The organism is Rhizobium hidalgonense (assembly GCF_005862185.2).
In the GTDB taxonomy this organism is placed as follows: Bacteria; Pseudomonadota; Alphaproteobacteria; order Rhizobiales; family Rhizobiaceae; genus Rhizobium; species Rhizobium hidalgonense.
Genome location: NZ_CP054028.1, coordinates 410,618 through 436,088 on the forward strand (window position 1 = coordinate 410,618; position 25,471 = coordinate 436,088).

Genomic DNA, 25,471 nt, shown 5'->3' on the forward strand with positions numbered 1-25,471 from the left:
TCTTACGACGCCTGCCAACGTCTTGTCATTTCGTAGGGGAAAATGTTAGCGTGCGTCAACATAATTTCTTCCTCGCGCCTCCGACGCAAAAAATCCCCAACTCTCCGAGCACGAAACGGCAAGGTCAGGTTCTTAGATGGCACAGGCGAATAATATGAAACTCAGAATCGGCGTTGTGGGATGCGGCAGCATTTCGCTCGCCTATATGCGCAACGCGCCGCTGTTTCGCGGCGTCGAAATCACCGCCTGCGCAGATCTCAACGCCGACGCCGCCAAGCGCCGTGCATCTGAGTTCAATCTGCGTGCGGCCGACGTCGATGATCTGATCGACGACAAGAACATCGACCTCGTCCTCAACCTGACGATTCCGGCTGCGCATTTCGATGTCTCGATGCGGGCGCTGTCGGCGGGCAAACATGTCTTCACCGAGAAGCCGCTCGGCGTCACGGCCGCGGAGGGACGCCGGTTGGTGAACGCGGCCGCCGAAAAGAGCCTCATGCTCGGTTCGGCGCCCGACACGTTCCTGGGGGCGGCCGGACGTCATGCCCGGTGGCAGATGGAGGCCGGCGCCATCGGCAAGCCGGTGACGGGAACAGCCTTCATGATGGGCCGCGGCATGGAGCACTGGCATCCGGATCCATGCTTCTATTACCAGGCCGGGGCAGGCCCGGTCATGGACATGGGTCCCTATTATCTCACGATGATGGTCAATCTGATGGGGCCGATCCGCCGCGTACAGGCCGTCGCTACAAGCGGGCAGAAGGAGCGGCTGATCACCGCCGAGGGGCCGAAGCAGGGCACCAAATTCAAGGTTGGCACGCCGACCAGCGTGCTTTCGCTGCTGGAATTCGACTGCGGTGCCACGGTCACCTTCGGCACTTCGTGGGACGTGTTCCGCCACTCGAACCACCCGATCGAGCTGCACGGCACCGAAGGCTCGCTGCGCCTGCCCGACCCGGATAATTTCGGCGGCCGCGTCGCGTTCTCCAGCCGGGGCGCGCCCTGGCAGGAAACGGATACATCAGGCGCACTCTTCGGCGCGGTCAACTGGCCGGTCGCAGCGCCTGATCGTGCTAACTATCGCATGCTTGGTCTTGCCGATCTCGCGCGCGCCATCATCGATGGTCGTGCGCCCCGTGCCTCGGGCGAGCTCGCGCTGCATGTGCTCGACGTCATGGAGGCAATCCTTCGCGCCGGTGAAACCGGTGTCGCGCAGACCATCCCCGGGACTGTCGTGCAGCCGAGGGAATTGAAAGAAGACGAAGCAAGGAGCTTGCTGGCATGACGCAACTGGATGGATCTGCAAGACTTGCACTTGAATGGCCGGGCGATCCGCAAGAGCCTGTGGAAAGCTGCACGCCGGCGCTGGCGAGGCGACAGTATCTAAACAGTTTCGCAGGCATCCAGTGGCCGCTCGAAGACGTGGCGGAGGTCCGGGAAATGTATGCCGGCGCAATCAGGTTGAAGATATGGCGCGGCCGAAGCGCGCCGCGCCAGGCAGCGCCCGCCATGCTTTATCTCCATGGCGGCGGATTTGTGATCGGCGCACCGGAAACCCATGAGGATATTTGCCGGAGCCTCGCCAATATGGCCGGCGCCATCGTGGTTTCGCCCGACTACCGCCTCGCCCCGGAACATCCCTTTCCGGCAGCGATCGAAGACTGCGCAGCGACACTCGTCTGGATGACGGATCAGGCTGACGCACTCGGCATCGATCCCTTGCGAATTATCGTCGCCGGTGATAGCGCCGGCGGCAATCTCGCCACCGTCATCGCTCTGCTCGCACGCGACGGACAGGTGCCCGATATCATCGGCCAGGTGCTGATCTATCCGGTGACCGACCAGTTGCAGGTTACCGACAGCTATTCACGCTACGCAGAGGGTTTCGGCCTGACGGCAGCGGCGATGAAATGGTTTCGAGACCACTATCTGCCGGAAGCCGGAAGCCGGTCGGACTGGCGGGCCTCGCCGTTAAGCGCGGCATCGCTGACGGGTGTGGCACCGGCCTTCGTCATCCTTGCCGGACACGATGTGCTGTTCGACGAAGGCGCCGCCTATGCCGAGCGGCTCAGCTCCGAAGCACAGGCCACAAGCCGGACCTGGCCCGGACAGATCCATGGCTTCGTATCGAAAAGACGAGCCATTCCGGAAGCCCAAGAGGCCATTGAAGCCATTGCAATGGCGTGGCGCGGCATGGACCCTGCGCTTAGCCGCTGAAGCCGTAGCCGCGACTGGATCTCAAGCCGAATCGCGCATAACAAGCGTCGCTTCGAGGATCACCTTGTTCGTCGCGGGTGTCGTTCCGTCATCCTCGCTCTCAATATGCGCCAGTAAAAGCTCCACGGATTTCGCGGCGATTTCGGAGGCATTCTGGGCCATCGTCGTCAACGACGGACAGGTATATCGGCTCAGCGGGTGGTCGTCGTGGCCGGCAATGCGCACGTCGCAGGCATCGTTTCGGCCGATCCTCAGTCCCGAAGCGAATGCCGCCGCCATCGCGCCGAAAGCGAACCGGTCGTTTGCGCAGAGAAGCGTTTTGCCGGGAAGGCTGCCTTTCGCGAGCATCCTCTGCATCTGCTCGTATCCGAGGCGCTCGAACTCCCAGGAGGGTGGCGCGTCGCAATCGATGACCAGCGGCGAATGTCCCTCCCTCACCATGGTCGCACGGTAGCTCGCCTGCCGTTCGCCGGCATTTTCCGTCATATGCGGGATTTCCAGGAATATCGGCGGCTCACCGGACCGGCAGAGATATTGCACGATGGCTGCCATGCTTTGCGCATTGTCGTTGCCGACATAAGGAAGGTCAGCGCTGGCAGGATTGTCGAAACAGACGACGGGAATCGCATCCTTCAACCTCTCCAGCGCGGAACGGCGTGAACCGGCGCCGAGCGGCGCCACGATTGCACCGGCGACCTTCAGCGAGAGCAAGGTCCTGACCGCCTCCGCCTCCAGCTCCGGCCGCGTGTGCGAAGAGATCTGGACAGGCCAGAACCCCTTTTCGCGCAACTCCAGCTCGATCAGCGAAACGACTTGCACATAAAAGGGATCCGACATGGTCGGGACAAGAATCCCGATATTCCTGGTCCGCTTGCGATTGAGGTGCCGCGCGAAAAGGTTGGGCTCGAAATTCGACTTCTTGAGAGCCGCCTCGATCCGCTTGCGGGTCACCTCCTTGATCTGCGAGGGATCATCGAAATACTTCGACAATGTCGGACGCGATACGCCAGAGGCGGCCGCGAAGTCGTCCATCGATTTATAACTCTTCTTGGCCATTCAGTTCCTATCGGAGGGGCGACGACACGCTGGATCGCAATGATCTCACATCGGCAGCAAATTCATCGACGCGCCAAATCACGCATGGGGCAATTTGTACAGCACGATCTGCTTTCCGGATTTTTCGGAACTCGCCGGGCAAGCCGGCGTCCTCTATCATCTTCGGTACCATCAACGCCTGTCTTTCGAAAATCGAAATATTTTTCATTTGTGCCTTGGGCAACCCTGCGCGGCGTGATTGCACAATGGGCTTGTTTCAGGCCCTGAATTCGAAATCTGCAGTCGGGAAACCATGGAGCCGCGTATTTCGTTTTGTTGGGCAAACTTTCATTTGTTTACGAAAGTAAAGAAAAAATGCGTCACAAGCAACACAAATGCTGCAAAAAATCAGCAGCGACGCACGCATACTTCGTTCAGCTATATCAATAACTTAACATACGAAACACCGTGAATGCCGGCTTGCCGTTTTTTCCCTATGACAGTTCTTCATTGACAGGCGGGGACCTCAGGGACCCTACTTTGCCTACGATCTTGAGGAGGATCGATTAACTGAAATCTCTGGGAGGCACACATGAAAATCAGAAAATTCGGCGTGACGATGCGGGCTGCCGCCGCTGTGTGGGCGCTTTGCGCCACATCGGCGTTTGCCGACACCACCATCGAATTCATTCAATGGTGGGAACCGGAAATGCCGTCCGGTGCGCTCCGCGGCATCATGAACGATTTCGAGGCAGCCAACCCCGGCATCAAGGTGACGCTGGTCAGCGGACCCTATGCCACGACGCGTGACCAGATCGTCGTCGGCGCCGCCTCCGGAACGCTGAGTGATGTGGTGGGCCTGGATGGCGCCTGGGTAAACGGGCTTGCCAAGCAGGGCGCGATCGCCTCCATGGACGAACTGATGGACCAGGCGAAATACGACAAGAGCCAGATCACCGATATCGTCAAGGTGGACGGCAAAAGCGTGATGTTCCCGTTGGCATCCTTCGTCTATCCCGTCTTCGTCAACCTCGATATCGCCAAGGCATCCGGCGTCGACAAGCTGCCGACCACTCGCGCGGAATTTGCCGAAGCTGCGAAGAAGATGACCGATGCGCCGAAGAACCAGTATGGCTGGGTGCTGCCGCTATCGCTGCAATCGCCGAGCGGCATTCAGAACGACGTGATGTCCTGGGTCTGGGCCTCCGGCGCCTCGATGCTGAAGGCTGGCAAGCCCGACCTCGAAAATGACGCTGTCGTCGGCACGCTCGACTATATCGCCTCCCTCAACAAGGCAGGCGTTATTTCTCCCGGCATTTTCGCCAAGAAAGAACAGGACAAGGTCGAGGAATTCGTCAATGGCCGCGTCGGCATGATGGTCGATTCCCTCGCCCATGTGAACCTCATCCGCGAGCGCAATCCGAAACTCAAGTTCGGCATCTCCGCCTTGCCGGCCACCGACGGCTATACCGGCAAACGCGGCATGCCCTATGCCTCCTGGGGCATCGGCATCAGCGAGGGCAGCAAGCATAAGGAGGAAGCCTGGAAGCTTGTGGAATATCTGATGAGCCCTGACGTCAATGGCCGCCTGGTGTCGATTGCCAACGCCTTCCCCGGCAACGTCCATGCCAAGCCGGACTTCGTCAAATCTGACCCGATCTTTGCGGAAGCTTTCAAAATCTTCCAGAGCGGCTATCCTGCAAACGAATTCGTCGGCCTTCCAGTTGCCGAAGAGCTGATGCGCGACATGAATGTCGAAGTTCAGAAGATGTTCGACGGTGGGCAGTCAGCCAAGGATGCCGCTGCCAATACCGAGAAGGCGTGGCTCGCAAAGTTTTAAGCACGTCGCTTTCACGAGATCACCGGCAGCATAACCTGACGCTGCCGGTGCAAGTCGTCAATCTCGGCAGAATGGGAAGTTACTGCTCATGAATCATTCCGCTCCGGCTCTGGTCGCTGCCCAAGTCAAAGCGCGAGGGAAAAGAAGGTTTCGTTACAGCACTTTGAGGAAGCTGGTGCCGTATTTCTACGTGTCGCCGGCGACCTTGCTGCTGGTTCTGCTGATGCTGTTCCCGATGGTGATGGTCCTCAAATATTCATTGATGGACGGCGCCATCATGAAAAAGGACGCGGCCTTCGCAGGGGTGCAGAACTATTTGACCATCTTCGAGAATCCGGTCTTCTGGCAGTCGGTGGTGCAGACGCTTTATTTCACGATCATGAGCGTCGTCTTCCACTTCATCATCGGCTTGGCCTTCGCGCTGCTGTTGAACACCAACCGCGTCGATCCGCTCATCCGCAGCATCCTGCGTGTGCTCTTCATCCTGCCCTGGCTGTTCACCGCCGTCATCATCGCCATCATCTGGCGCCTACTGCTCGACCCGAACGGTGTCGTCAACAGCGTGCTGATGGCGCTTCATATCATCAATTTTAAGGTCGAGTGGTTCTCCTCCACACGCACCGCCATCCACGCTTTGACCTTCGCAAATATCTGGGCGGGTTATCCGCTCTATATGGTCAGCCTGCTTGCCGGCCTCCAAGGCATTTCGAAGGAGCTTTATGAGGCAGCCGGCATCGACGGCGCCAACGAGCTGGAAAAATTCTGGTACATCACCATTCCGCAACTGATGCCGATCATCATCAGCATCGCGCTTCTCGACTTTATCTGGACGATGCAGGTTTTTCCGCTCGTCTGGATGACGACCGGCGGCGGTCCGATCTATTCGACGGAAGTGCTCTCCACCTTCACCTACAAGCTCGCCTTCTCCCAATATGAATTCTCTCTGGCTTCGGCCAGTGCAATGATCATCCTCATCATTTCGATGAGCGTCACCTACTTCTACATCAAACACCAGCAGCGCAGGTGACCGCCATGGCAAAGCGTTCCTTCAAGAGCTCGGCACTGCCGACCATCCTGACTTATCTCGGGCTTGCGGTCGGCCTCATCTTTTCGACATTCCCGATCGTCTGGATGTTTTTCAGCTCGCTGAAATCGAATACGGAAATCTTCGCTCTTCCGCCGCGGCTATTGCCGGAGGATTTCACGGTGGCCGCTTATCTGACGATCTTCAACGATCCGGTGAAAGTGCGGTTCTTCATCAACAGCTACTTCGTCGCCGGCGTCGTCACCTGCCTGACCCTCGTCATCGCGATCCTGACTGCCTACGGCTTCAGCCGCTATCAGTTCCGCTTCAAGAACACCTTGAACATCTTCATCATCAGCACGCAGACCGTTCCGCCGATCACCCTTCTCATCCCCTATTTCGGCATGGTCGTCGCCTTCAGGATCTTCGATACGTATCTCGCACTGATCCTCACCTATATGGTCTTCACACTGCCTTACGCCGTCCTGCTGATGACCGGCTACCTCAACACATTGCCGAAGGAGCTGGACGAGGCCGTGCTCGTCGACGGCGGCTCGAGCTGGACAGCGCTCTGGCGCGTCATCGTTCCCGTCTCCATCCCCGGGATCGTCGCCACCGCGGTCTATACATTTCTGCTGGCCTGGAACGAATTCCTCTTCGCACTGACGCTGACAAAATCGATGGACCTCAGAACCGTTCCGATCGGTATCCAGCTGCTGATGGGCCAGCACGCTTTCGAATGGAATGAAATGATGGCGATGAGCGTGCTCGGCTCCCTTCCCCTCCTGGTGCTTTACCTGGTCGCCCAACGCTATTTCCTGGCGGGTATGACCGCCGGCTCGGTCAAAAGCTGATGGTGGCCTGGCTACCAGCCCGTCGAGGCTAGAGCTCATTCTTCCCAGGTATTGGGGCGTGCCTCTCGGCGACCGCGTGCAGGATCGTCCGGGCAATATCGGCAAAGCCGAGGCCGGCGGGCTGCGACGAGACCCACTTCGGCGCGTGCTGCAATTGTGACAGGACCGGGATGATGTTGTTGACGCCGAAGGAGTTGCGGATAAAGCCGAACATCGGCGCGTCGTTTCGAGAGTCGCCGACAAAGGCGGTAACGGCTGGCGTCTCCGCCGGATCAACACCAAACAGCCCGGTTAGAACCCGCTCGCTCATCGACCGCTTGTTGTAGTCGCCGATCCAGGTGTTGATGTGGATGGAACTGATCGCCACCGTTCCGCCGATAGCTCTGATGCTGGAGGCGAGATCCTCGACGTCATGCGGATCGTGACCCTGTATGTCGATTGCGACATCCGCCAGCCGGAAGACCTGATCGTGGGCGATCCTGAACGGCTTGCTCTTTTGCGCGATCAGCGCTTTGATCGCCTGAATGTGCTGGCGTTGCCGCTCACCTTGCAGCGCGGCGTCCTCCCAATAGGCGAAGACGACATCGCCATCCCGGCGGGTCACGCAATATGCGCCGCTTTCGCCGATGACGGCGGCGACCGGCCAGGCGCGGACGATATGTTCGCACCAGCCGGCTGAACCGCCCGTGACCGGCACGACGGCAATGCCGGCCCGGCTGAGATCCCACAGCGCTTCGTAGGTTTGCGGCAGGAGCTTTCCCTCTGTCGTCAGCGTATCGTCGATGTCGGTGAACAGGTAACGCACTTCCTGCAGTTCCCGCGCTGATGGCGCCCGGTCTACGTAGCTTATGTCGTCTACGGAGCTCATGTTGTCTCCTCGCTGCATGTCACCACTTCCAAGCCGCTTTCGGCGAGAGCATTGGCGGCCGACGCTTCGCCAGGAAGCCGGTCCGTGTAAAACCGGGTGAGTTTGCTGAATGGCGCAACCCGCACGGAGGCGGTGCGCGTCCACTTGCTGACGTCTGCCGCGAGAAACTTCGTTTGTGAATTTTCTAAAAGCGCGTTGGTGATCTGGGCTTCGCTATAGCTGAAATCCATCAGGCCGGTGAGCGGGCTCAGAGCACCTGCGCCGACCACCGCGTGGGTTGCATAGAATTTTTCGATGAACCGGATCACATCGGTGCCGACCACGTCGCGGTCATCGTGACGCAGAAGACCGCCGGTCAAATGGACCTCGACACTCGGCGCGTCGCAAAGGCTCAAGGCGACATGGATGTTGTTGGTGATCACCGTCAGACCCTGATGATCTCGCAGTGCGTCGGCAACAAATTGAACCGTGCTGCCGATCCCGAGGAATACTGTCGCCTCCGCTCCAATGTCGGCTGCGACGCGCCGTGCGATAAGCCGCTTGGCCCGCCGGTTGAGCTGGGCGCGTGCATTGAGCGAGATGTTGCTGCCCTCGACCGGCAGGTCGACGCCGCCGTGGAAGCGGCGCGCATGTCCCAGATCGCACAAAGCATTGATATCGCGCCGAATGGTCTGCGTCGTCAAATCGTACCGCCGTGCCAAGTCCTCGATGTACTGAACACCCTCAGTCTCGATCAGCGCAAGGATCTCGCGTTGTCGGCTCGATATGATCCGCTGCCCCATCGCCGCTCCTTAGGTGAGGTAGACACTGGGGTCGTCTGTTATCACGCCGGTCAAACCCGCGTCCCAGAAAGATGCGAGCCGCTTTGGATCGTTGCAGGTCCACGCCCGAACCTTGATGCCGCAACGGACGGCCTCTTCGAGAAACCCGATACTGAGAGCCTTATAGTCAAGATGGATGGTCGTTGCCGGGATCGACCGAAGGATTTCAAGCCAATCCGCAGGCACCCTGCTCCACAGCATGGCGAGCTCGTAGCTTGGATCGAGCGCATGCATTCCTTTCAGCGCAGCCGCATCAAAGCTCGAGATCATGATCCTGGTGTGCGGTGCCCGCGCCTTCAGATGTCGGTCGACGATGTTTACCAACTGGTCGAGCGATTTGTGATGGGCATGCTGCTTGATCTCGACATTGGCGTTGAGACCCAATTCGCCGAGTGCCGAAACGACACGCGACAGCGTCGGCAGCGGTTCGCCCTTGAATTGCGGGGCAAACCATGCGCCGGCATCGATGGCCTTGAGATCTGACGCTGTGAGGTCGGAGAGATTTCCCTTGGACGACGAGCAGCGGTCAATGGAAACATCGTGGATCACCACCGGAGTACCATCCCCCAGAAGTGCGACGTCGAGTTCGACCCATTCCGCGCCCTGTTCGGCGGCGGCCCGGAAGGCTGCAATGGTATTTTCGGGCGCCACGGCAGAGGCGCCACGATGGGCCTGAACTTCACTGCGTGTCGGGCTGGATCGCGGCTCTACGGTCGTCATCGTCTCATCTCTTGCGTCGTCTCATGCTGGATGAACAAATGAAAATCCTGCGTTAATCCGTGCGTTTGCCGGTATTGCTGTTAAAGGGATGCATCGCGTCAACACGGGCGAAAACGTCGATATTCGCATTCTCGGCAAAGTCCGGGCGACCCGGTACAGTCAGGACGACTGTCCGCTGGCTCTCACCCAATCGCACATGCAGATGGCTTTCACCGCCGATCGGTTCGAGCAACTCGACTGTCGCATTCAGGCAGACGGTCGGCTCCACGGGCTTGATGACGAGCAACGCGTCGGGGCGAAGGCCGACCATGTCGGTACCGGCAGGCAATACAAGGGTGCCCGCGCTGTCGGCCGCCCTGAGTACGTCGACCGGCACAAGGTTCATCGGCGGCGAGCCGATGAAGCTGGCGACAAACAGACTTGCCGGTCGGTCGTATACGGCCACGGGCGTGCCGACCTGTTCGACAAGCCCGCCGTTCATCACCACCAACCGATCTGCAAGGGTCATTGCTTCAAGCTGGTCGTGGGTGACGTAGATGCTGGTCGTCTTCAAACGCCGTTGCAGCCGGCGGATCTCGACGCGCATCTGCACTCGCAATTTGGCATCGAGATTGGACAGCGGCTCGTCGAAAAGAAAGGCGGCCGGCTCGCGGACGATGGCGCGTCCCATCGCCACGCGCTGACGCTGCCCGCCGGAGAGTTCGCGCGGTTTGCGATCCAACATCGGCCCGATTTCGAGGATCTCGGCGGCTTCCGCCACCCGGCGGTTGATTTCGGCCCGTTCAGTGCCGCGGTTTTTCAAACCATATTCGAGATTTCCGCGCACCGTCATGTGCGGATAAAGCGCATAATTCTGGAAGACCATCGCAATGTCGCGGTCGGCCGGTTCTGCCTTGTTCACATTGCGGCCGGCAATCTCGACATCGCCTTCGCTGATCGTTTCCAGCCCGGCGACCATGCGAAGCAGGGTTGATTTGCCACAGCCGGAGGGGCCGACGAGCACGATGAGTTCGCCGTCTGCAACCGACAGGTTGATGCCTTTGACAGCCGGAACGGCGCCATAATTCTTCTTGACATCGATGATATTGATCGTGGCCATTTCATTTCTCCGTTTCGACCAGGCCTTTGACAAAAAGGCGTTGCATGGCGACGATGACGAGGACGGGTGGCAGGGCAGCCAGAATGACCGCCGCCATCACGAGGTTCCAGCGCGGCTCGGCATCGGCAACCGCTGCCATGCGCTGAATTCCCATCACGACGGTGTAGTAACTCTGGTCGGTGGTTATGATGAGCGGCCAGAGATACTGGTTCCAGCCGAGCACGAAGAGGATGATGAAGAGTGCTGCGATGTTGGTGATCGACAGTGGCAGCAGAATATCGCGGAAGAACTTCATCGGCCCCGCCCCGTCGACACGGGCGGCTTCCATCAGTTCGTCAGGCACTGTCAGAAAGAACTGACGAAACAGGAAGGTCGCCGTTGCCGAGGCGATCAGCGGAATGATGAGGCCGCCGTAATTATTCAGCATTCCGAGGTCGGCGACGACCTTATAGGTCGGCACGATGCGCACCTCGACCGGCAGCATCAGCGTGATGAAGATCATCCAGAATGCCAAGGTCCGAAACGGAAACCGGAAATAGACGATGGCAAAGGCCGAAAGGATCGATATGGCGATCTTCCCGACGGCGACGCCGACCGCCATAATCAGCGAGTTGATCATCATCGGCCCGATCGGCGGCGCTCCCGAGCTTGTCATCCCGGAAGAGAGCATCGTCGAATAGTTCTCGATGATGTGGCTGCCCGGGGTCAGCGGCACGACGCCTGACAGGAAGTCATTGGGACCGTGGCTCGATGCGATGAAAGCCACGTAGACGGGAAACACGACGATCGTGACGCCGAGGATGAGAACAAGGTGGGCCAGGAAATTTAGGAAAGGGCGATTTTCAACCATCCTTAAGCTCCCTCAATATTGCACGCGGCGTTCGATGAAGCGGAACTGCACCGCCGTAAGGGCGACGACGATCACCATCAGAATGACGGACTGGGCCGCCGACGAGCCCAGATTCAGTCCGATGAAGCCGTCGAAGTAGACCTTGTAGACCAGGATCTCGGTTGCGCGCGCCGGCCCGCCCTGGGTGGTCGCATGAACGATGCCGAAAGTATCGAACATCGCGTAGACGATATTGATGACGATCAGGTAGAAGGTCGTCGGCGAGATCAGCGGGAAGACGATCGTCCAGAAACGCTTCACAGGACCGGCCCCATCGATGGCCCCGGCTTCCTGAAGCGAGCGCGGCACGGATTGCAGCGCAGCCAGGAAAAACAGGAAGTTATAGGATATCTGTTTCCAGGTCGCGGCAATCACGATGAGGATCATCGCATCGTCGGGATTGATCAGATGGTTCCAACTGACGCCCATCGCGCGCAGCATATAGGCGACGATGCCGATCGACGGATTGAACATGAACCACCAGAGAATACCGGCAATCGCCGGGGCGACCGCATAGGGCCAAATCAGCAGAGTCGAATAAATTCGAGAGGTGCGGAGCACCCGCATTGCCGCGGCAGCCAGGAGCAGCGCGATCGCCGTTGACAGCACCGTTACCAGAATGGCGAAAATGAGGGTGTGGCCGAAGGCATTGATATAGATCGGATCGGCAAAAAGCCGACGGTAGTTTTCGAACCAGACGAAATTCGTTTTGAAGCCGAAGGCGTCCTGGCGCAGGAAGGATTGCCAGAATGCAGTTGCGGCGGGCCAGAGGAAGAATACCACGGTCACGAATATCTGCGGGGCAATGAGCAGGTAAGGTAAAAGCTTGTTGGGAAATACGGTCCGTTTGGTTTGCATGAGTCCTCACACTGACGGATTAAAAACGGGGGCCGGTCTTTCATCAGCCCCCGTCGTGGTGCCCATTAGTTGGCGGACTCGAAATCGCGAAGCTGTTCGTTGCCGCGTGAAACCACCGCATCGACTGCTTCCTTCGCCGTCTTCTTTCCGCCCAGCAATGCGGCAAACTCATCGTCGATGATGCCACGCACCTGGACGTAGTTGCCGAAGCGGATGCCCTTGGAATTGTCGGTGGGCGTCACCCGCGTCAGTTGCTTGATGCCGATATCGGAGCCGGGGTTCTTCTCGTAGTAGCCCTGATCCTGGCCGAGCTTGTAAGCAGCTTCGGTGATCGGCAGGTAGCCGGAGAACTGATGCCAATCGGCCTGAACTTCGGGTTTCTGCAGGTATGTGAAGAACTTCGCCACGCCCTTGTATTCCTCTTCCGGACGGCCCTTCAGCGTCCAGAGCGTGGCACCGCCGATAATCGAATTGAGCGGCTGCTTAATGACGTCATCATAGAAGGGAAGCGGTGCAAAACCGACCTTGAAGCCTTTCGCGTTGTTGATCACGCCAGCCCGGCCGGCCGACGAGTTCATATACATCGCGCATTCCTGCGAATAGAACATCGGGGGCGCGTTGTCGCCGCCGACAGGTCCACCGAATTTGAAGAGGCCTTCGTCCTGCCACTTCTTCAAGTTGTCCCAGTGACGGATCGTCAGATCGTTGTTGAAGGTGAATTCGGCGTCCAGGCCGCCAAAGCCGTTGGCCTTGGTGGAGTAGGGTTTGTCGTGCAGGGCATTGAGATTTTCGGTCTGGATCCAGGAGATCCAGGCGCTGGTGAAGCCGCATTTGGCAGCACCTGATTTCATGATCGTCCGCGAGAAGGATTCGACCTCCGCCCATGTTTTCGGCGGTGTTTCCGGATCAAGCCCGGCCTTCTTGAAGACGTCCTTGTTGTAATACATGATCGGCGTCGAGGAATTGAACGGCAAAGACAAGACGTTGCCGCTGGTGTCTGAGTAATAACCGACGACAGGGGCAATGAATTTGCTCTGGTCCCAGGCCTCGCCTTCGTCTTTCATCAGCTGGTAAACGGGATAGACCGCACCCTGGGCTGCCATCATGGTGCCGGTGCCGACTTCATAAACCTGTACGATTGCCGGTTGCTGGTTGGCGCGAAACGCGGCGATCGCACCCGTCAGCGTCTCGTCATAGGTGCCCTTGTAGACCGGCACGATCTCGTAATCGGACTGAGATGCGTTGAACCCCTTGGCGATCTGTTCAAGCTTCGCGCCGTTCTCGCCGCCCATCGCGTGCCACCACTGGATCTTCGTGGCGGCCATTGCCGGAACGGATAAGAACAGGCTGGTCAATCCTGCCGACAGGAAAAAAGCGATCTTGTTCATCTTCACTCCCACTTGTTGTCGGTCCGCAACCTCCCGCTACGAACGTGAGCCGATGCTAACAGGCGATCTTCACTTTGCAAAATCAAATGTTCAAATGAACATTTGATTGTTGCACAACGACAATCAATCTCTGTAGGAGCGACGACCCCCTCATTTCTACGTGAGGCTGCGCCTGCCAGAAATAGATTTCAAATGTTGATCAGCGATGTGGCTGAGCGCACTTGTTGCCGGCGCAAAAAGCGTGATCGCAAGGCTATCCATTCGGGCGATTTAGCTGATTCCTGCTTTGTGGCTGGCAATTGATGGCGCACTTTCGTAAACTCGGCTTTGAAGCCTCATCATGCGTCGCTCCTGCGATCTGCCTGCTGTCGGGGACATCAACCATTCCATTGCCGCAGGGCATCGCAGACCTCCGCTCTGGTGGGCGCGCCTGTACGACCGCCGAACACCTGGCATTTGAGCGCCGCCGCCATGGACGACAAGCGCATCGTCTCTAGGATCGGCAAGCTTTCGGCGATAGCCAGCGCGAAAGCGCCATGGAAGATATCACCTGCTGCGAGCGTATCGACCGTCCTCACCTTGGGAGCGGCGAGATGGACGATTTCGCCGGTTCGGTCATCGAACCAGAAGCACCCCTTTTCGCCTGCCGTGACGCTGATGAAGGCATGCGCGAACTTTCGCTTCAGAAGGCGGACGGTCCCGGCCAGTTCGGTAGTTCCGGTAAGGCGCTCGGCGGCCGGCTGCGAGAACACGATGTGGCTGGCAGCCGGTGCCAGCATTTCGATGACGCCCTCGCCTGCGACGTCGCCATCGAGAATGGCCGGCTTGCCCGCCTCTCGGGCCGCCGACAGCGTCCGCAATGCAAGCTTTGGCCAACGAACGTCGACCAGCACCGCATCGAAAGCGGATACGTCCTGCTTTGCGACCGGCTTGACCACCTCGTGCAGGGCCGCATCGTAGAAGGGCACGATCAGGCGCTCGCCCTGATCATCGACAAGGATCGTCGAGACGGCCGAGCGGGCGCCTGCCACACGGACCATGCCGCTGGTATCGATACCGCTATTGCCGAGGTCGGCGATGATGCGATCGCCGGTTTCATCATCACCGACCGCACCCCAGAGGCTGGAATCACCACCCAGCCGGGCGACCGCAAAGGCCGCACTCGACGCCATGCCCTCGGCGACCTGCAGCATATGGTAAGGCAGAATTTTGCCCTGGCCAGTCGGCAACGAGCGCACGCGAAACAGCGTGTCCAGGACGGCAGCGCCGACACATAAAACGCTGCGCGCCGAACCGGAAGGCGGGTCTAAGGCAGAAGAAGTCGTCACGGCTGTCGTCTCATCGGCTCACTTGACGGCGCCGGCCGTCAGCCCCGCCACGATCTGCCGTTGCGCAAACACCGTCAATATCAGCACAGGCAAGGTGACGATCAAGGCGGCCGCGGCAAGCGGTCCCCAACTGACCTGTTCAAAAGACAGCATGTTGTAGACGGCGACCGGAAGCGTGCGCGTTTCGCGGCTGGCAAGCACGATGCCGAAGACGAAGTTGTTCCACGAGAAGATCACCGACAGGATGAAGGCGACGACAATCCCGGGCCTGGCGATCGGCAAGGCGACCAGGCGGAATATCTGCCAGGGTGTGGCGCCGTCGATGCTTGCAGCCTCTTCCAGCTCCATCGGCGTCGTCTCGAAATAACCGATCATGATCCAGACGACGATCGGCACTGTGACAACGAGATGGATGATGATCTGCGGCATCAGCGTGCCGAGCAAGTTCAGCCATTGGAACAGCAGGAAGAGCGGGATCAGGAAGGAAAGGCCGGGCGTCATGCGCGCGATCATGATGACCATTGCGGACTTCTCCGCCTTCAGGCGCGCGATGCCGTATCCGGCGGGTACGCCGATCAGCAGTGCCAGAAGCGTCGCGGCACCCGTCACCAGCACCGAATTCCAGAGATAGAGGAAGAAGTTGTTCTCCTCAAAGACCTTCAGATAGTTCGTCCAGGCGAAACGCTCCGGAATGAAGATCGGCGGATAGGCGCCATTGTCGATCTCGTATTTCAACGACAGCGAGATCATCCAGAGGAAGAACAGGACGACCGGCGAGATCATCACCAGCGCAACAAACAACAGTCCGATGCGATCGAGTGTCTTGCGCTTCATCAGCGTGCCTCCCCGTCGGTCCAGTTGGCGCGCTGCCGGAGCATCAGAAGGACGAAGGAGAGCAGGACGATGAGGACGAAGAAGACCACCGCCATGGCCGAGCCATAGCCGATATCGTAATAGGCGAAAGCGGTGTTGTAGAGATAGATATTGATCGTTTCCGAGGCCGTGCCCGGGCCGCCCTGGGTCATGGCATAGATAATGTCGAAGCTCTTCACCGCATCGATGCTGCGGATGATCACCGCGATCATCAGGAACGGCGCGATCATCGGCAGCGTCAGATAGCGGAATTTCTGCCAGACATTGGCGCCGTCGATCTCGGCACTTTCATAGGGCTCGCGCGGAACCGCCGCCAGGCCGCCTAGCACGATCAGCATGATCAGCGGCGTCCATTGCCAGGTTTCGACCAACACCAGCGAGGGGATGACGCTGCTCTGATTGTAGATCCACTCCTGGGGGCCGATGCCGATGAAGGAAAGAAGATAATTGAGCACGCCGAGCTGCGGATGGAACATCATGGTCCAGACAAGGGCGATGGCGACCGGTGTCGCCATCATCGGCATCACGAAAATGCCGCGCAGAAGGCCGCGCAGCGGAAATTGCGTATCAAAAATCAGCGCGGCGAGCGTCCCCAGAAAAAGGGGCGCCACCACGGAGAGCGTCGTATAAAGCACCGTATGCCACAGCGACTCCCAGAAGCGCATGTCGACGGCCAGCCGGGCATAGTTGTCCAGCCCCGCGAAGACCTGGGACTGGCCGAGCGTCCAGCTGTTGACGCTCATCCAAAGGGTAAAGACCCATGGAAAAACGATGACCGCCGCAATGACGATCAGCGCCGGGATAACGAAGGGCCAGTAATTGGGAGCAACGCGACCCGCGTTGCTCCTTGCCTTCGAGGCGGCCTTGGCGGCTGCGGCCGTTTCGATGCTTGCCGAGGCCATTATCCCTCGCTTTTCGCCAGGACGGGTTCGAACTGTGCCGTCGCGGCCTTAAGCTCTGCCTCAGGATCGGCGCCGCCGATCATGTTGGTGAGGCCGACGCCATAGATGTCACGGAACTCGGTGACCGGAATGATGACCGGCAGCGCGAGCTGCGAGATCTTGCCGGAACCGACGACGGCATCCAGCCAAGCGCCCGGCATCTTGACGCCTTCGCGAACCTTCGCATCCTCCAGCACGGACTGGCGGAAAGGAACGCCGGCGCCGGCCTGCAGCAGGCGGGCGCCCATGTCATGCGAAATCGCCCATTGGCAGAAGAGATAAGCTGCTTCCTTTTTCTGGCTGGCCGCGACGACCCCAAGCCCGTCGCCAAAGGTGCCGGCGGCCTGTGCCTTCGGGCCTTTCGGCATGATGCCGTAACCGACCTGGCCGACGACGCGCGATTTTTCCGGATTCTCGATCGGCGGCGCAAAGCCGACGCCATCCAGCCACATGCCGATCTTGCCCTGCAGGAAGGCCGACTGGGCCTCGGCCCAGTTGAAGCCGGAGACCCCGGGAGGGGCGGTTTTGGTCATCAGCTTCTGGTAAAGCTTGGCCGCATCGATCGCTTCCGGCGATGTCGTGCGCAGCTTGCCGTCAGGGCCGAGCGGGCTCGAGCCGTAACCAAGCAGCAGCGACGTCCAGACCGGCGTATTGGCGTTCTTCAGGCCGCGGGCAACGAAGCCGTAGGTGTTGGTCGAGGGATCGGTGAGGGCTTCGGCCGCACTTGCCAGCTCTTCGAACGTCGTCGGGTAGGAAAGCCCCTTCTTCTCGAACAGCGCCTTATTCCAGTAGATGATCCAGTAGTCGACCGAGAAGGGAAGAGAACGCAGAACACCTTCGGCGTCCTTGGCAAAGGCGAGGCCGGCTTCGGCGAAATCACCCTCGGTCAGGGATGGATCGGTCAGCGAGGGATCCTTGAGGAACCCACCGATATCGGCAAGCCAGCCGCCCTTTTCGAACTGCCGCTTCTGGACGTGATAGCTCATATGCACGACGTCGAAACTCGGTTTGCCGGAGCTGAGTTCGATCGTCGTCTTCTGGCGCTGCTGCTGCTCCGGTGTCGCTTCGGCATTGACCTTGATGCCGGTGAGCTCCTCGAATTCGGGCAGGTACTTCAGAAGGATTTCGCTGCGCGGGCTCTTGACCAGGTTGACTTCGAGCGTGGTGCCGGCGAAGCGCTTCCAGTCGACGGCAGCAAATGCCGAGCGCATGCCGAGCATGCTACTGGCCCCAAGCGCGGCCGTGCCCGCCAGAAAGCCTCTGCGCGTCGGGTTCGAAATTGATGGCATGTGATTCCTCCTCCTTTTGCCGTCGATCTCCTCATCTCCGGCTGATTATTCCCGATTATATCCTCAGCGCACGATCCCTAGCACCGTTGATGTGTGCGACAAGGCTGTTGACGGCGTCCTCCGCCGATCGTCGTTCGATCGCCTCGAGCACCTTCAGGTGCTCGCCCATGACAGGCCCGACGTGACCGTCGATGCGAAACCGGTCCTGGCTGATCAGGCGCATCTTGATCGAGTTCACGCGGTAGGCGTTCGAGATGATTGTGTTGCCAAGCGCATCGATAAAGGCGTCGTGCATGCCCCAATCGACGGCCTGCGCGCGCAGTTCCAGCTCATGCGAGCCGTCGCCGCTGCGAATGGCGTCGGCGATATCGCGATGCTGCTTCAAAAGCCTTGCGATCGTCTCGTCCGACGCGGACCGGGTGAAGAGCGCCACGGCCTCCTTCTCCAGGAACACGCGTAGCTGGAATGCCTCGCGGATGAGATTGAGATCAATGTGAGCGATCTGCAACCCCCGCTGCGGCACGGTCTTGATCAGCCCTTCGGCTTCAAGCCTGGGGATGAGTTCACGGATAGCGCCGAGCGTCAGTCCCGTCAGTTCCACGAGGCGGCGCTGGGAAACGAACTGGCCGGGACGCACGTCACGCGCAAGAAGATGGCGCGTGAAGCTCGCATACGCCTTTTCCCGCAGCGTCGGCTGCTCGTCCGTTCCGTCCATCGCCTCTTCCCGAAACATGCCTGACCTATGCCGCTTGCGACTGAAAAAGCTTATCGAAAGCCAGAGCAAGCCGCGACTGTCCTTCGCCGGATAGTGAAGCAAGCGGCGGACGAACCGCAAGCCAGATTTCCTCCGACATCACGTGCGCCACCATCGCCTTCACGGCGGGGACAACGGGATATTTCAGAAGTTCGGCCACGAAACCCTCGATGCGGGGGTCGTCCTTGCCTTCTTCGGCCATCAGCTTGACGTCGCGGGGTACGAAATTCGCCATCCCAGAGATCGCCCCCTGGCCGCCGAGCCGCACGCCTTTGGCGAGATGTCGTTCATCACCCACCAGGATGATGAGATCGCCATGCGCCTTGAGCAGGCTTTCGGTATACGGCCAGTCGCCGGACGAATCCTTGACGCCGGCCACGATATCGGGGAAGGCGGTCCGCAACCGTCCGATCAGCGACACGGTCAGCGGAACCATGGTGAGCGAAGGAAGGTTGTAGACGATGATGTCGCGCGCCTTGTCGCCTAGCATGGCGAATACCGCCGAAAACCACTGGAAGACGCCATCGTCACTAACGTTCTTGAAATAGGATGGCGGGGCAAGAAGGATATTGCGAGCGCCGTTGGAAAGCGCATGATCGGCCTGCATCGCCGCATCCTCGGCGGCGTCGACCAGCACGCCGACGATGATGTTCTTCGCCGCGATCCCGGCATCGAGAAAGGCCGCGAAGACGCGGTCACGTTCCCGGCTTCCGATCGAGGAGCCCTCCCCCGTCGTCCCGAACAGCGTGACGCTCGAGCACCCGGCCGCAAGGCATCGCCTCGCCTGCGCGATCATAACATCGATCGCGATATCGCCATTACCGTCGAACGGCGTGGCGAGAGCGACTGACAGCCCAAATTTCTGGGTCAAATATATCCCTCCCGATTGCTGGAGATTAGATGTAGCAGGCTGACATGTTAGCTGTAAAGAGGTGATTGCGTACTACAACGTGGGAGGTGGTGGGTGGTCATAATTCCTTCTTGGCGCATATGTCGAAATGTTCGGCATCGCCGAACAACAGAATTGCTTTCAGACCACTAATTCGAACAGATCGCCTGCAGTAAATCATTTGTTTCATCGACCCCGGCATCGAGGCCGTCCAAAACCGCAAAAAGGGAATTCAATATGTCCAGACTTGCTAACAAGACCGCCCTCATCACCGGCGGCACCAGCGGCATCGGCTTTGAAACGGCCCGACAGTTCGTCGCCGAAGGCGCGCGCGTAGCCGTGACGGGCAGCAGCGCGGCCAGCGTAGAGAAAGCTCGCGAGGAGCTCGGCAACGACGTCATCGTCATCCAGTCCGATGCCGGCGACGTCGAGGGCCAGAAGGATGTCGTCCGCCTGGTGAAGGAAGCCTTTGGTCAGCTCGACATCCTGTTCGTGAATGCCGGCGTTGCTCAATTTGGTCCGGTCGAGAGCTGGTCAGAAATCGATTTCGACAAGTCTTTTGCGACGAACGTGAAGGGGCCTTACTTCCTCATCCAGGCTCTCCTGCCGACCTTTTCAAAGGGCGCCTCGATCGTGCTGAACACGTCGATCAACGCTCATATCGGCATGCCCAACTCCAGCGTATATTCGCTGACCAAGGGCGCTCTTCTGACACTGGCTAAGACGCTATCGGGCGAACTGGTCGGTCGCGGCATCCGCGTCAACGCCATCAGCCCCGGCCCGATCGCGACCCCTCTATACGGGAAGCTTGGCATGTCGGAAGCGGACATGAGGGCGATGGCAGAAGGCGTGCAGAAGCAGATCCCGGTCGGCCGTTTCGGCGACGCGTTGGAAGTAGCAAAAACGGTGGTCTTCTTCGCGTCGGACGAGGCGGCCTACATCGTCGGCAGCGAGCTCGTCATCGACGGCGGCATGAGCAACCTTTAGTCGACGTCCAACTTCACAGGAGCGAGAACATGCATATCGATCTCAAAGGAAAGACAGCCCTGGTGACAGGATCCACGGAGGGCATTGGCTACGCGATCGCCCGGCAGCTCGCGAGAGCGGGCGCGGACGTCGTCGTCAACGGCAGATCCGAAGAAAAGACCGCGAAGGCTGCCGAGCGGCTGAAGGGAGAGGGCGCCGAGGGCGAAGTCACCGCAGTTGCGGCTGATCTCGCTACTGCCGAAGGGTGCGCCGCGCTTGTAACGAAGCTGCCCCGCGTCGACATCCTCATCAACAACGCCGGGATATTCCAGCCGAGCGACTTCTTCGACACCACGGACGAGGTTTGGGACCGGCACTGGCAGGTGAACGTTATGTCGGCAGTTCGACTGTCCCGTGCGTATCTGCCAGGCATGCAGAAGGCCAACTGGGGTCGCGTCATCTTCATCGCGTCGGAATCCGGCTTCAACATCCCCGTTGAGATGATCCACTATGGCGTCAGCAAGACGGCCGACATCGCCGTCGCCCGGGGGCTTGCCAAACGCATGGCGGGCACTGGAGTGACCGTGAACTCGGTTCTTCCCGGCCCCACTCTCTCTGAAGGCGTCGAGGCGATGCTTGCCGATCAGCGTGAAAAAACCGGCAAGCCGATCGAGGAGGTCGCAGCCGACTTCGTCAAGCAGCATCGGAGCAGCTCCATCATCCAGCGCGCCGCCAGCGTCGAGGAGATAGCCAACATCGTGACCTATCTGGCGTCCCCGCTGGCGTCGGCCACGACGGGTGCATCGATGCGCGTGGACGGCGGCCTGATCGACACGCTCTAGTCCCCACCCAGATTCCTCATTATGAGAGATCGATCGTTGCCGCCGCGAGCAACGGCAACTTCGACGACGTCCAGCCGTTTTTGGACACGCGCAAACGATGGTCGTCGTCGCCCAAGGGACCGCTGGACGAACTCGTATCTGACATCACCCCAGCCGAAGTCCGACAACCGTCGTGAGGGCACTTGGGACGCTGGGCGACGGATCCGCACGTTGGCTATACTGCACGGCGGCGTCGGCGAACGCCGCCGTGCTGTCGCTCAAGCCGTTCGGCGGACCATGCGCGCGAGCGCTATCAGTATGCAGGCTCCGACGAAGCCCGCGATGAGATATCCGATCCAGCCCCCGAGGACGATGCCGAACAGCGAAAGAAGGAAATTGGCGACGATAGCGCCGACAATACCAAGAATGATGTTCATCAGGACGCCCATGTTGGACTTCATGATCATTTCGGCGAGCCAGCCTGCGATGCCGCCAATAATAATAGCCGCGATCCAGCCGATGCCTGCGTTTTCCATATCATGTCCCCTTTGACCGTTTTGAATGTCTGACACCGACGAACCGTCAGCCAGCCAGCAACAAAACACGCATGACGACGAATGGTTCCGCCGGAGCGATCAGTCTGCGGCCGGCCGTTCTTTTGCGGGCTCGTCAAGCGGCGCGGCGTCGTCGTCCGCGCGGTCGGGAATCGCGCTCATAGGCGGTGCGAAGGCTCCTCTTCCACGATCGCCTCGTAGACGTCCGCCTCTTCGCGCCGGCCAACCACTCCCTTCGCAGAGGGAAACGCGCGTGCGACGCAAACGATCGTGCGTGCGACCATCGAGGCAATGAAGCGCGATTGGGCAACAACTGTCCATGGGAATTGCTACCGCATAACCCCCGCGCGCGTAGCCGGTTCGAGCACAGGCCGACCGGCGCCCTTAAGCAGTGGATATTCGCTTCCCACTTCCGTTGTAAAAATCGACAATGGCCGCGCGGGCAAGAGGCCGTGGCGCTCAGAGCCTGCTTATTCGACAGCTGGACCGGCCTCCATCTAGAGCTCGGTCAAAGCCCCGGCCGTCTTTACCGCATGATCAAGAACGAATTGCAGCTTGGCGGCGTGGCCGAAACCCGGTTCATCCGGCTGGCCTGCTCGCACGGCGTTTGCGAAGCGCTGGAAATTGGTGATGACCGGTTCGACCTCGATCTCGCGCCAGATTGCCTTGTCGGCCTCGGCGCCTTCACAGGTCCTGAGTGTCGAACCCTCAGGCGTATGCACCACCTCGAGCGCGCCCTTATCTCCATGCAGGCGCAGGCGCAATTCGTTCAGATGGCCAGTCGCCCAGCGCGTGGCATGGATGACGCCAGCCGCACCGTTTTCGAGTTCGGCCATCATCAGGAAACTGTCATTCGCATCGAGCTCGTATTCCCCGATCCGATTCCCCGGGCTTTTATCGAAAACCTTGAGATGCGACGCCGCCGCCTTGACGTCACTTCCGGCGGCAAAGACCACGAAGTCGAGAATGTGGATACCGACATCGCCCAGCACGCCATTGGAGCCGTGCTTTGTCGACAGCCGCCAAAGCCATTGGGATTCCTTGGTCCAATCGCCCCAGGCCTTGGAGACCAGCCAGCTCTGCAGATACGAGGCTTCGAAATGGCGGATCGCGCCGAGGCGGCCGTCCAGCACCATCTTTCGCGCTGCCTGAAGCGGCGCCACGTTGCGATAGGTAAGGTTTACCATCGTGACCTTGCCGGATGCCGCCGCGGCGTCGGCCATCTCCTTGGCCTCGCGATAGTTGACCGCAAGCGGCTTCTCGCAGAGGACATGCTTGCCGGCGCTGAGTATCTTCATAGTCGTCGAATAGTGCGCGCGATCCGGCGTGACATTGGTCACGGCGTCAAACTCCCCCCACGCAAGGGCGTCATCGAGCGATGTGAAAGTGAGCGGGATACCATGCCTGAGCGCGAAGGCCCGCAGCCGGACCTCGTCCGTATCGACGGCAGCAACAATTTTGACGCCGGCGATTTCCGAGAAATTCATGGCATGGGTATTTGCCCATCCTCCGGTTCCGAGAATGATCAAGCGCATTTCTGTCCTCATGGTCGTTTATCGAATTCAGCGGTAACCGGCTTCGCCGGCCTGGTGCAGTCTCGGGCCGCGTTCGACGATCGGCTCCAGTGCCTTCTCTACCGGCACATTTGGAGCGTCAGTAATGCTCGTCAACCGCCCCTCAGGGTTATAGGCCCACTTGACGCCGTTGATCAGCACCTTCTGGACATTGGCGTCGTGATAGGTCGGATAGGTCTCGTGGCCGGGGCGGAAATAGAAGATGTTGCCGGCGCCGCGCCGCCACGTCAGGCCCGAGCGGAACACTTCGCCGCCCTGGAACCAAGAGATGAATACGGTTTCGAGCGGCTCCGGCACCGAGAACTGCTCGCCGTACATTTCTTCGTTCTCCAACTCGAAATGCTCGCCGATGCCGGCGGCGATCTGATGGCGTGGGTTGATCGTCCACAGCCGCTCGCGCTCGCCCGCCTCGCGCCATTTCAGCGCGCAGGGCGTGCCCATCAGCCGCTTGAAGATCTTCGAAAAATGGCCGGAATGCAGAACGAGCAGGCCCATGCCCTCCCAGACGCGCTTGGCGACGCGCTCGACGACGATATCGGAGACCGCGCCGTGGTCCTTGTGGCCCCACCAGGTCAAAACATCGGTTTCGGCCAGGCGCGCCTCGCTCAATCCGTGTTCCGGCTCCTGCAGCGTCGCCGTGGTGGCGGAGATGGCGGGATCGCTGTTCAAGGCATTGGCAATCGTCGCATGCATGCCTTCGGGATAGATGCCCCGAACGATCTCATTGGTATTTTCATGGATGTTTTCACCCCAAACGATGGTGCGAATGGTCACGTCGTTTACTCCTGGTCGTTATATGGATTGGGTCTTGTGAGGAATATCGGTCTTGGGAAGATCAGGCGGCCTGCATCCTTGTCCGCTCCAGCGCCTGGCCGGACCGTTCGAAATGGTGGACATGGCCGGCCAGCGGCGCAAGGCCAAGCGTTTGGCCCGGCTCGTGACGGGAGACGCCCGCCTCCCGCACGATGAGCGGCTCATCAGCCCCGATATCCACATAGATGAAGCTATCGGAGCCGAGGATTTCCGAATGGACGACCGTACCGGTCCAAACCGGCGCTTCGGCCGTGATGCGAACATGCTCCGCCCGCACGCCGATCGTATGGCTGTCATAGGGCTGTGCCAGCCCGCCGGACAGGAAGTTCATTTTCGGCGAACCGATGAAGCCGGCAACGAAGACGGAATTCGGGCTTTCGTAAAGTTCCAGCGGCGTGCCGATCTGCTCGACGACGCCGTCTCTCAGTACGCAGATCCGATCGGCCAGCGTCATGGCCTCCACCTGATCATGCGTCACATAGATCATCGTCGTGCCGTGCATGCTGCGATGAAGCTTTGCGATCTCAAGTCTCGTCGCGACGCGAAGCGCAGCATCGAGGTTGGAGAGCGGCTCATCGAAGAGAAAGACCTTGGGATCGCGCACGATCGCCCGGCCGATCGCTACGCGCTGACGCTGTCCGCCGGAAAGCTGTCGTGGCAAGCGGTCCAAATAGGGTGAGAGTTGCAGCATGCCGGCGGCATGTTCAACGCGCCGGCGGGATTCCTCTCTGGTGCTCCCGGCAAGCTTCATGCCGAAAGCCATGTTGTCGAACACCGTCATATGCGGGTAGAGCGCGTAAGACTGGAACACCATGGCGATCCCTCTCTTGGAGGGCGCGTGCCGGTTTACCGTCTCGTTGTCGAACGACAGAATTCCTGACGTAATGTCCTCGAGGCCGGAGATAAGCCGCAGCAGCGTGGACTTGCCGCATCCCGAAGGCCCGACGAACACCATGAACTCGCCCCTGCGGATGTCCATCGTCACACCCTTGATCACCTCGAAGGCGCCGAAACTCTTGCGGATATTTTCCAGTCGGATTTCTGCCATGTCCTACT

Annotated in this window: 25 protein-coding genes; 7 read left to right on the top strand and 18 right to left on the bottom strand. The window is 59.6% G+C overall.

The features are described from left to right. Positions 1-136 precede the first annotated feature (136 nt). Both FFM81_RS23250 and FFM81_RS23255 read left to right on the top strand, forming a co-directional pair. Entirely contained in the window at positions 137-1,285 is a 1,149-nt protein-coding gene (locus FFM81_RS23250; RefSeq protein ID WP_138384487.1) for a Gfo/Idh/MocA family protein, read from the top strand. Next, a complete protein-coding gene (locus tag FFM81_RS23255; RefSeq protein ID WP_138384486.1) occupies positions 1,282-2,217 on the top strand; it encodes an alpha/beta hydrolase in 936 nt (311 codons plus the stop codon). The genes FFM81_RS23250 and FFM81_RS23255 overlap by 4 nt, the downstream gene beginning before the upstream one ends. Before the next feature lie 21 nt (positions 2,218-2,238). Here the strand turns inward: FFM81_RS23255 and FFM81_RS23260 are convergent, their stop codons facing one another. Then, positions 2,239-3,273, bottom strand: coding sequence for a LacI family DNA-binding transcriptional regulator (locus FFM81_RS23260; RefSeq protein WP_025417743.1), 1,035 nt, complete (start codon positions 3,271-3,273; stop codon positions 2,239-2,241). 571 nt (positions 3,274-3,844) lie between these two features. Here FFM81_RS23260 and FFM81_RS23265 point away from each other — a divergent pair. The 3 genes from FFM81_RS23265 (at position 3,845) to FFM81_RS23275 (ending at position 6,970) form a co-directional block, all read left to right on the top strand. Then, positions 3,845-5,092 (top strand): ABC transporter substrate-binding protein, encoded by a 1,248-nt coding sequence (locus FFM81_RS23265; RefSeq protein ID WP_025417742.1) that lies wholly within the window; start codon positions 3,845-3,847, stop codon positions 5,090-5,092. 88 nt (positions 5,093-5,180) lie between these two features. Beyond that, the gene (locus FFM81_RS23270) at positions 5,181-6,119 is read left to right on the top strand and encodes a carbohydrate ABC transporter permease (protein ID WP_003572555.1); all 939 of its coding nucleotides are present in this window, start codon (positions 5,181-5,183) and stop codon (positions 6,117-6,119) included. 5 nt (positions 6,120-6,124) lie between these two features. After that, entirely contained in the window at positions 6,125-6,970 is an 846-nt protein-coding gene (locus FFM81_RS23275; RefSeq protein WP_003572556.1) for a carbohydrate ABC transporter permease, read from the top strand. A 28-nt stretch (positions 6,971-6,998) separates the two neighbouring features. Here the strand turns inward: FFM81_RS23275 and FFM81_RS23280 are convergent, their stop codons facing one another. From FFM81_RS23280 to FFM81_RS23340, 13 genes are all read right to left on the bottom strand, one after another. Further along, the gene (locus FFM81_RS23280; protein ID WP_041686688.1) at positions 6,999-7,820 is read right to left on the bottom strand and encodes an HAD-IIB family hydrolase; all 822 of its coding nucleotides are present in this window, start codon (positions 7,818-7,820) and stop codon (positions 6,999-7,001) included. Between the two features lie 14 nt (positions 7,821-7,834). Next, the gene (locus tag FFM81_RS23285) at positions 7,835-8,620 is read right to left on the bottom strand and encodes a DeoR/GlpR family DNA-binding transcription regulator (RefSeq protein WP_025417741.1); all 786 of its coding nucleotides are present in this window, start codon (positions 8,618-8,620) and stop codon (positions 7,835-7,837) included. Positions 8,621-8,629: 9 nt separating this feature from the next. Further along, on the bottom strand, positions 8,630-9,379 hold the full coding sequence (locus FFM81_RS23290; protein ID WP_138384485.1) for a glycerophosphoryl diester phosphodiesterase: 750 nt from the start codon (positions 9,377-9,379) through the stop codon (positions 8,630-8,632). 52 nt (positions 9,380-9,431) lie between these two features. Then, a complete protein-coding gene (locus FFM81_RS23295) occupies positions 9,432-10,478 on the bottom strand; it encodes a sn-glycerol-3-phosphate import ATP-binding protein UgpC (protein ID WP_138384484.1) in 1,047 nt (348 codons plus the stop codon). Position 10,479: 1 nt separating this feature from the next. Next, on the bottom strand, positions 10,480-11,328 hold the full coding sequence (gene ugpE / locus FFM81_RS23300; protein WP_025417738.1) for a sn-glycerol-3-phosphate ABC transporter permease UgpE: 849 nt from the start codon (positions 11,326-11,328) through the stop codon (positions 10,480-10,482). A 12-nt stretch (positions 11,329-11,340) separates the two neighbouring features. After that, positions 11,341-12,225, bottom strand: a complete 885-nt coding sequence (ugpA, locus tag FFM81_RS23305; protein WP_003572567.1) for a sn-glycerol-3-phosphate ABC transporter permease UgpA — start codon at positions 12,223-12,225, stop codon at positions 11,341-11,343. A gap of 65 nt (positions 12,226-12,290) precedes the next feature. Continuing rightward, entirely contained in the window at positions 12,291-13,613 is a 1,323-nt protein-coding gene (ugpB, locus tag FFM81_RS23310) for a sn-glycerol-3-phosphate ABC transporter substrate-binding protein UgpB (protein ID WP_097532840.1), read from the bottom strand. 377 nt (positions 13,614-13,990) lie between these two features. Beyond that, positions 13,991-14,941 (bottom strand): sugar kinase, encoded by a 951-nt coding sequence (locus FFM81_RS23315; protein ID WP_138384483.1) that lies wholly within the window; start codon positions 14,939-14,941, stop codon positions 13,991-13,993. A gap of 18 nt (positions 14,942-14,959) precedes the next feature. Next, entirely contained in the window at positions 14,960-15,775 is an 816-nt protein-coding gene (locus FFM81_RS23320) for a carbohydrate ABC transporter permease (protein ID WP_138384482.1), read from the bottom strand. Then, positions 15,775-16,716, bottom strand: coding sequence for a carbohydrate ABC transporter permease (locus FFM81_RS23325; protein ID WP_003572572.1), 942 nt, complete (start codon positions 16,714-16,716; stop codon positions 15,775-15,777). Before FFM81_RS23325 ends, FFM81_RS23320 begins: the two co-directional genes overlap by 1 nt. Further along, the gene (locus FFM81_RS23330) at positions 16,716-18,044 is read right to left on the bottom strand and encodes an ABC transporter substrate-binding protein (protein ID WP_138384481.1); all 1,329 of its coding nucleotides are present in this window, start codon (positions 18,042-18,044) and stop codon (positions 16,716-16,718) included. The genes FFM81_RS23325 and FFM81_RS23330 overlap by 1 nt, the downstream gene beginning before the upstream one ends. A 55-nt stretch (positions 18,045-18,099) precedes the next feature. Then, positions 18,100-18,777, bottom strand: coding sequence for a GntR family transcriptional regulator (locus FFM81_RS23335; protein WP_003572574.1), 678 nt, complete (start codon positions 18,775-18,777; stop codon positions 18,100-18,102). A 7-nt stretch (positions 18,778-18,784) separates the two neighbouring features. After that, on the bottom strand, positions 18,785-19,669 hold the full coding sequence (locus FFM81_RS23340) for a dihydrodipicolinate synthase family protein (protein WP_003572575.1): 885 nt from the start codon (positions 19,667-19,669) through the stop codon (positions 18,785-18,787). 255 nt (positions 19,670-19,924) lie between these two features. Here FFM81_RS23340 and FFM81_RS23345 point away from each other — a divergent pair, with 255 nt between their 5' ends. Together FFM81_RS23345 and FFM81_RS23350 are read left to right on the top strand one after the other, a co-directional pair. After that, positions 19,925-20,674 (top strand): SDR family oxidoreductase, encoded by a 750-nt coding sequence (locus FFM81_RS23345; RefSeq protein ID WP_138384480.1) that lies wholly within the window; start codon positions 19,925-19,927, stop codon positions 20,672-20,674. Positions 20,675-20,703: 29 nt separating this feature from the next. Then, positions 20,704-21,495, top strand: coding sequence for an SDR family NAD(P)-dependent oxidoreductase (locus FFM81_RS23350; protein WP_003572588.1), 792 nt, complete (start codon positions 20,704-20,706; stop codon positions 21,493-21,495). 257 nt (positions 21,496-21,752) lie between these two features. Here FFM81_RS23350 and FFM81_RS23355 read toward each other — a convergent pair whose 3' ends face one another. The 4 genes from FFM81_RS23355 to FFM81_RS23370 form a co-directional block, all read right to left on the bottom strand. Then, entirely contained in the window at positions 21,753-22,010 is a 258-nt protein-coding gene (locus FFM81_RS23355; protein WP_138384479.1) for a GlsB/YeaQ/YmgE family stress response membrane protein, read from the bottom strand. 515 nt (positions 22,011-22,525) lie between these two features. Beyond that, complete coding sequence (locus FFM81_RS23360) at positions 22,526-23,563, bottom strand: Gfo/Idh/MocA family protein (protein WP_097534690.1); 1,038 nt, start codon at positions 23,561-23,563, stop codon at positions 22,526-22,528. Between the two features lie 27 nt (positions 23,564-23,590). Further along, positions 23,591-24,376, bottom strand: coding sequence for a ThuA domain-containing protein (locus tag FFM81_RS23365; RefSeq protein WP_138384478.1), 786 nt, complete (start codon positions 24,374-24,376; stop codon positions 23,591-23,593). Positions 24,377-24,437: 61 nt separating this feature from the next. After that, positions 24,438-25,463 (bottom strand): ABC transporter ATP-binding protein, encoded by a 1,026-nt coding sequence (locus tag FFM81_RS23370; RefSeq protein WP_138384477.1) that lies wholly within the window; start codon positions 25,461-25,463, stop codon positions 24,438-24,440. Positions 25,464-25,471: the final 8 nt, after the last annotated feature.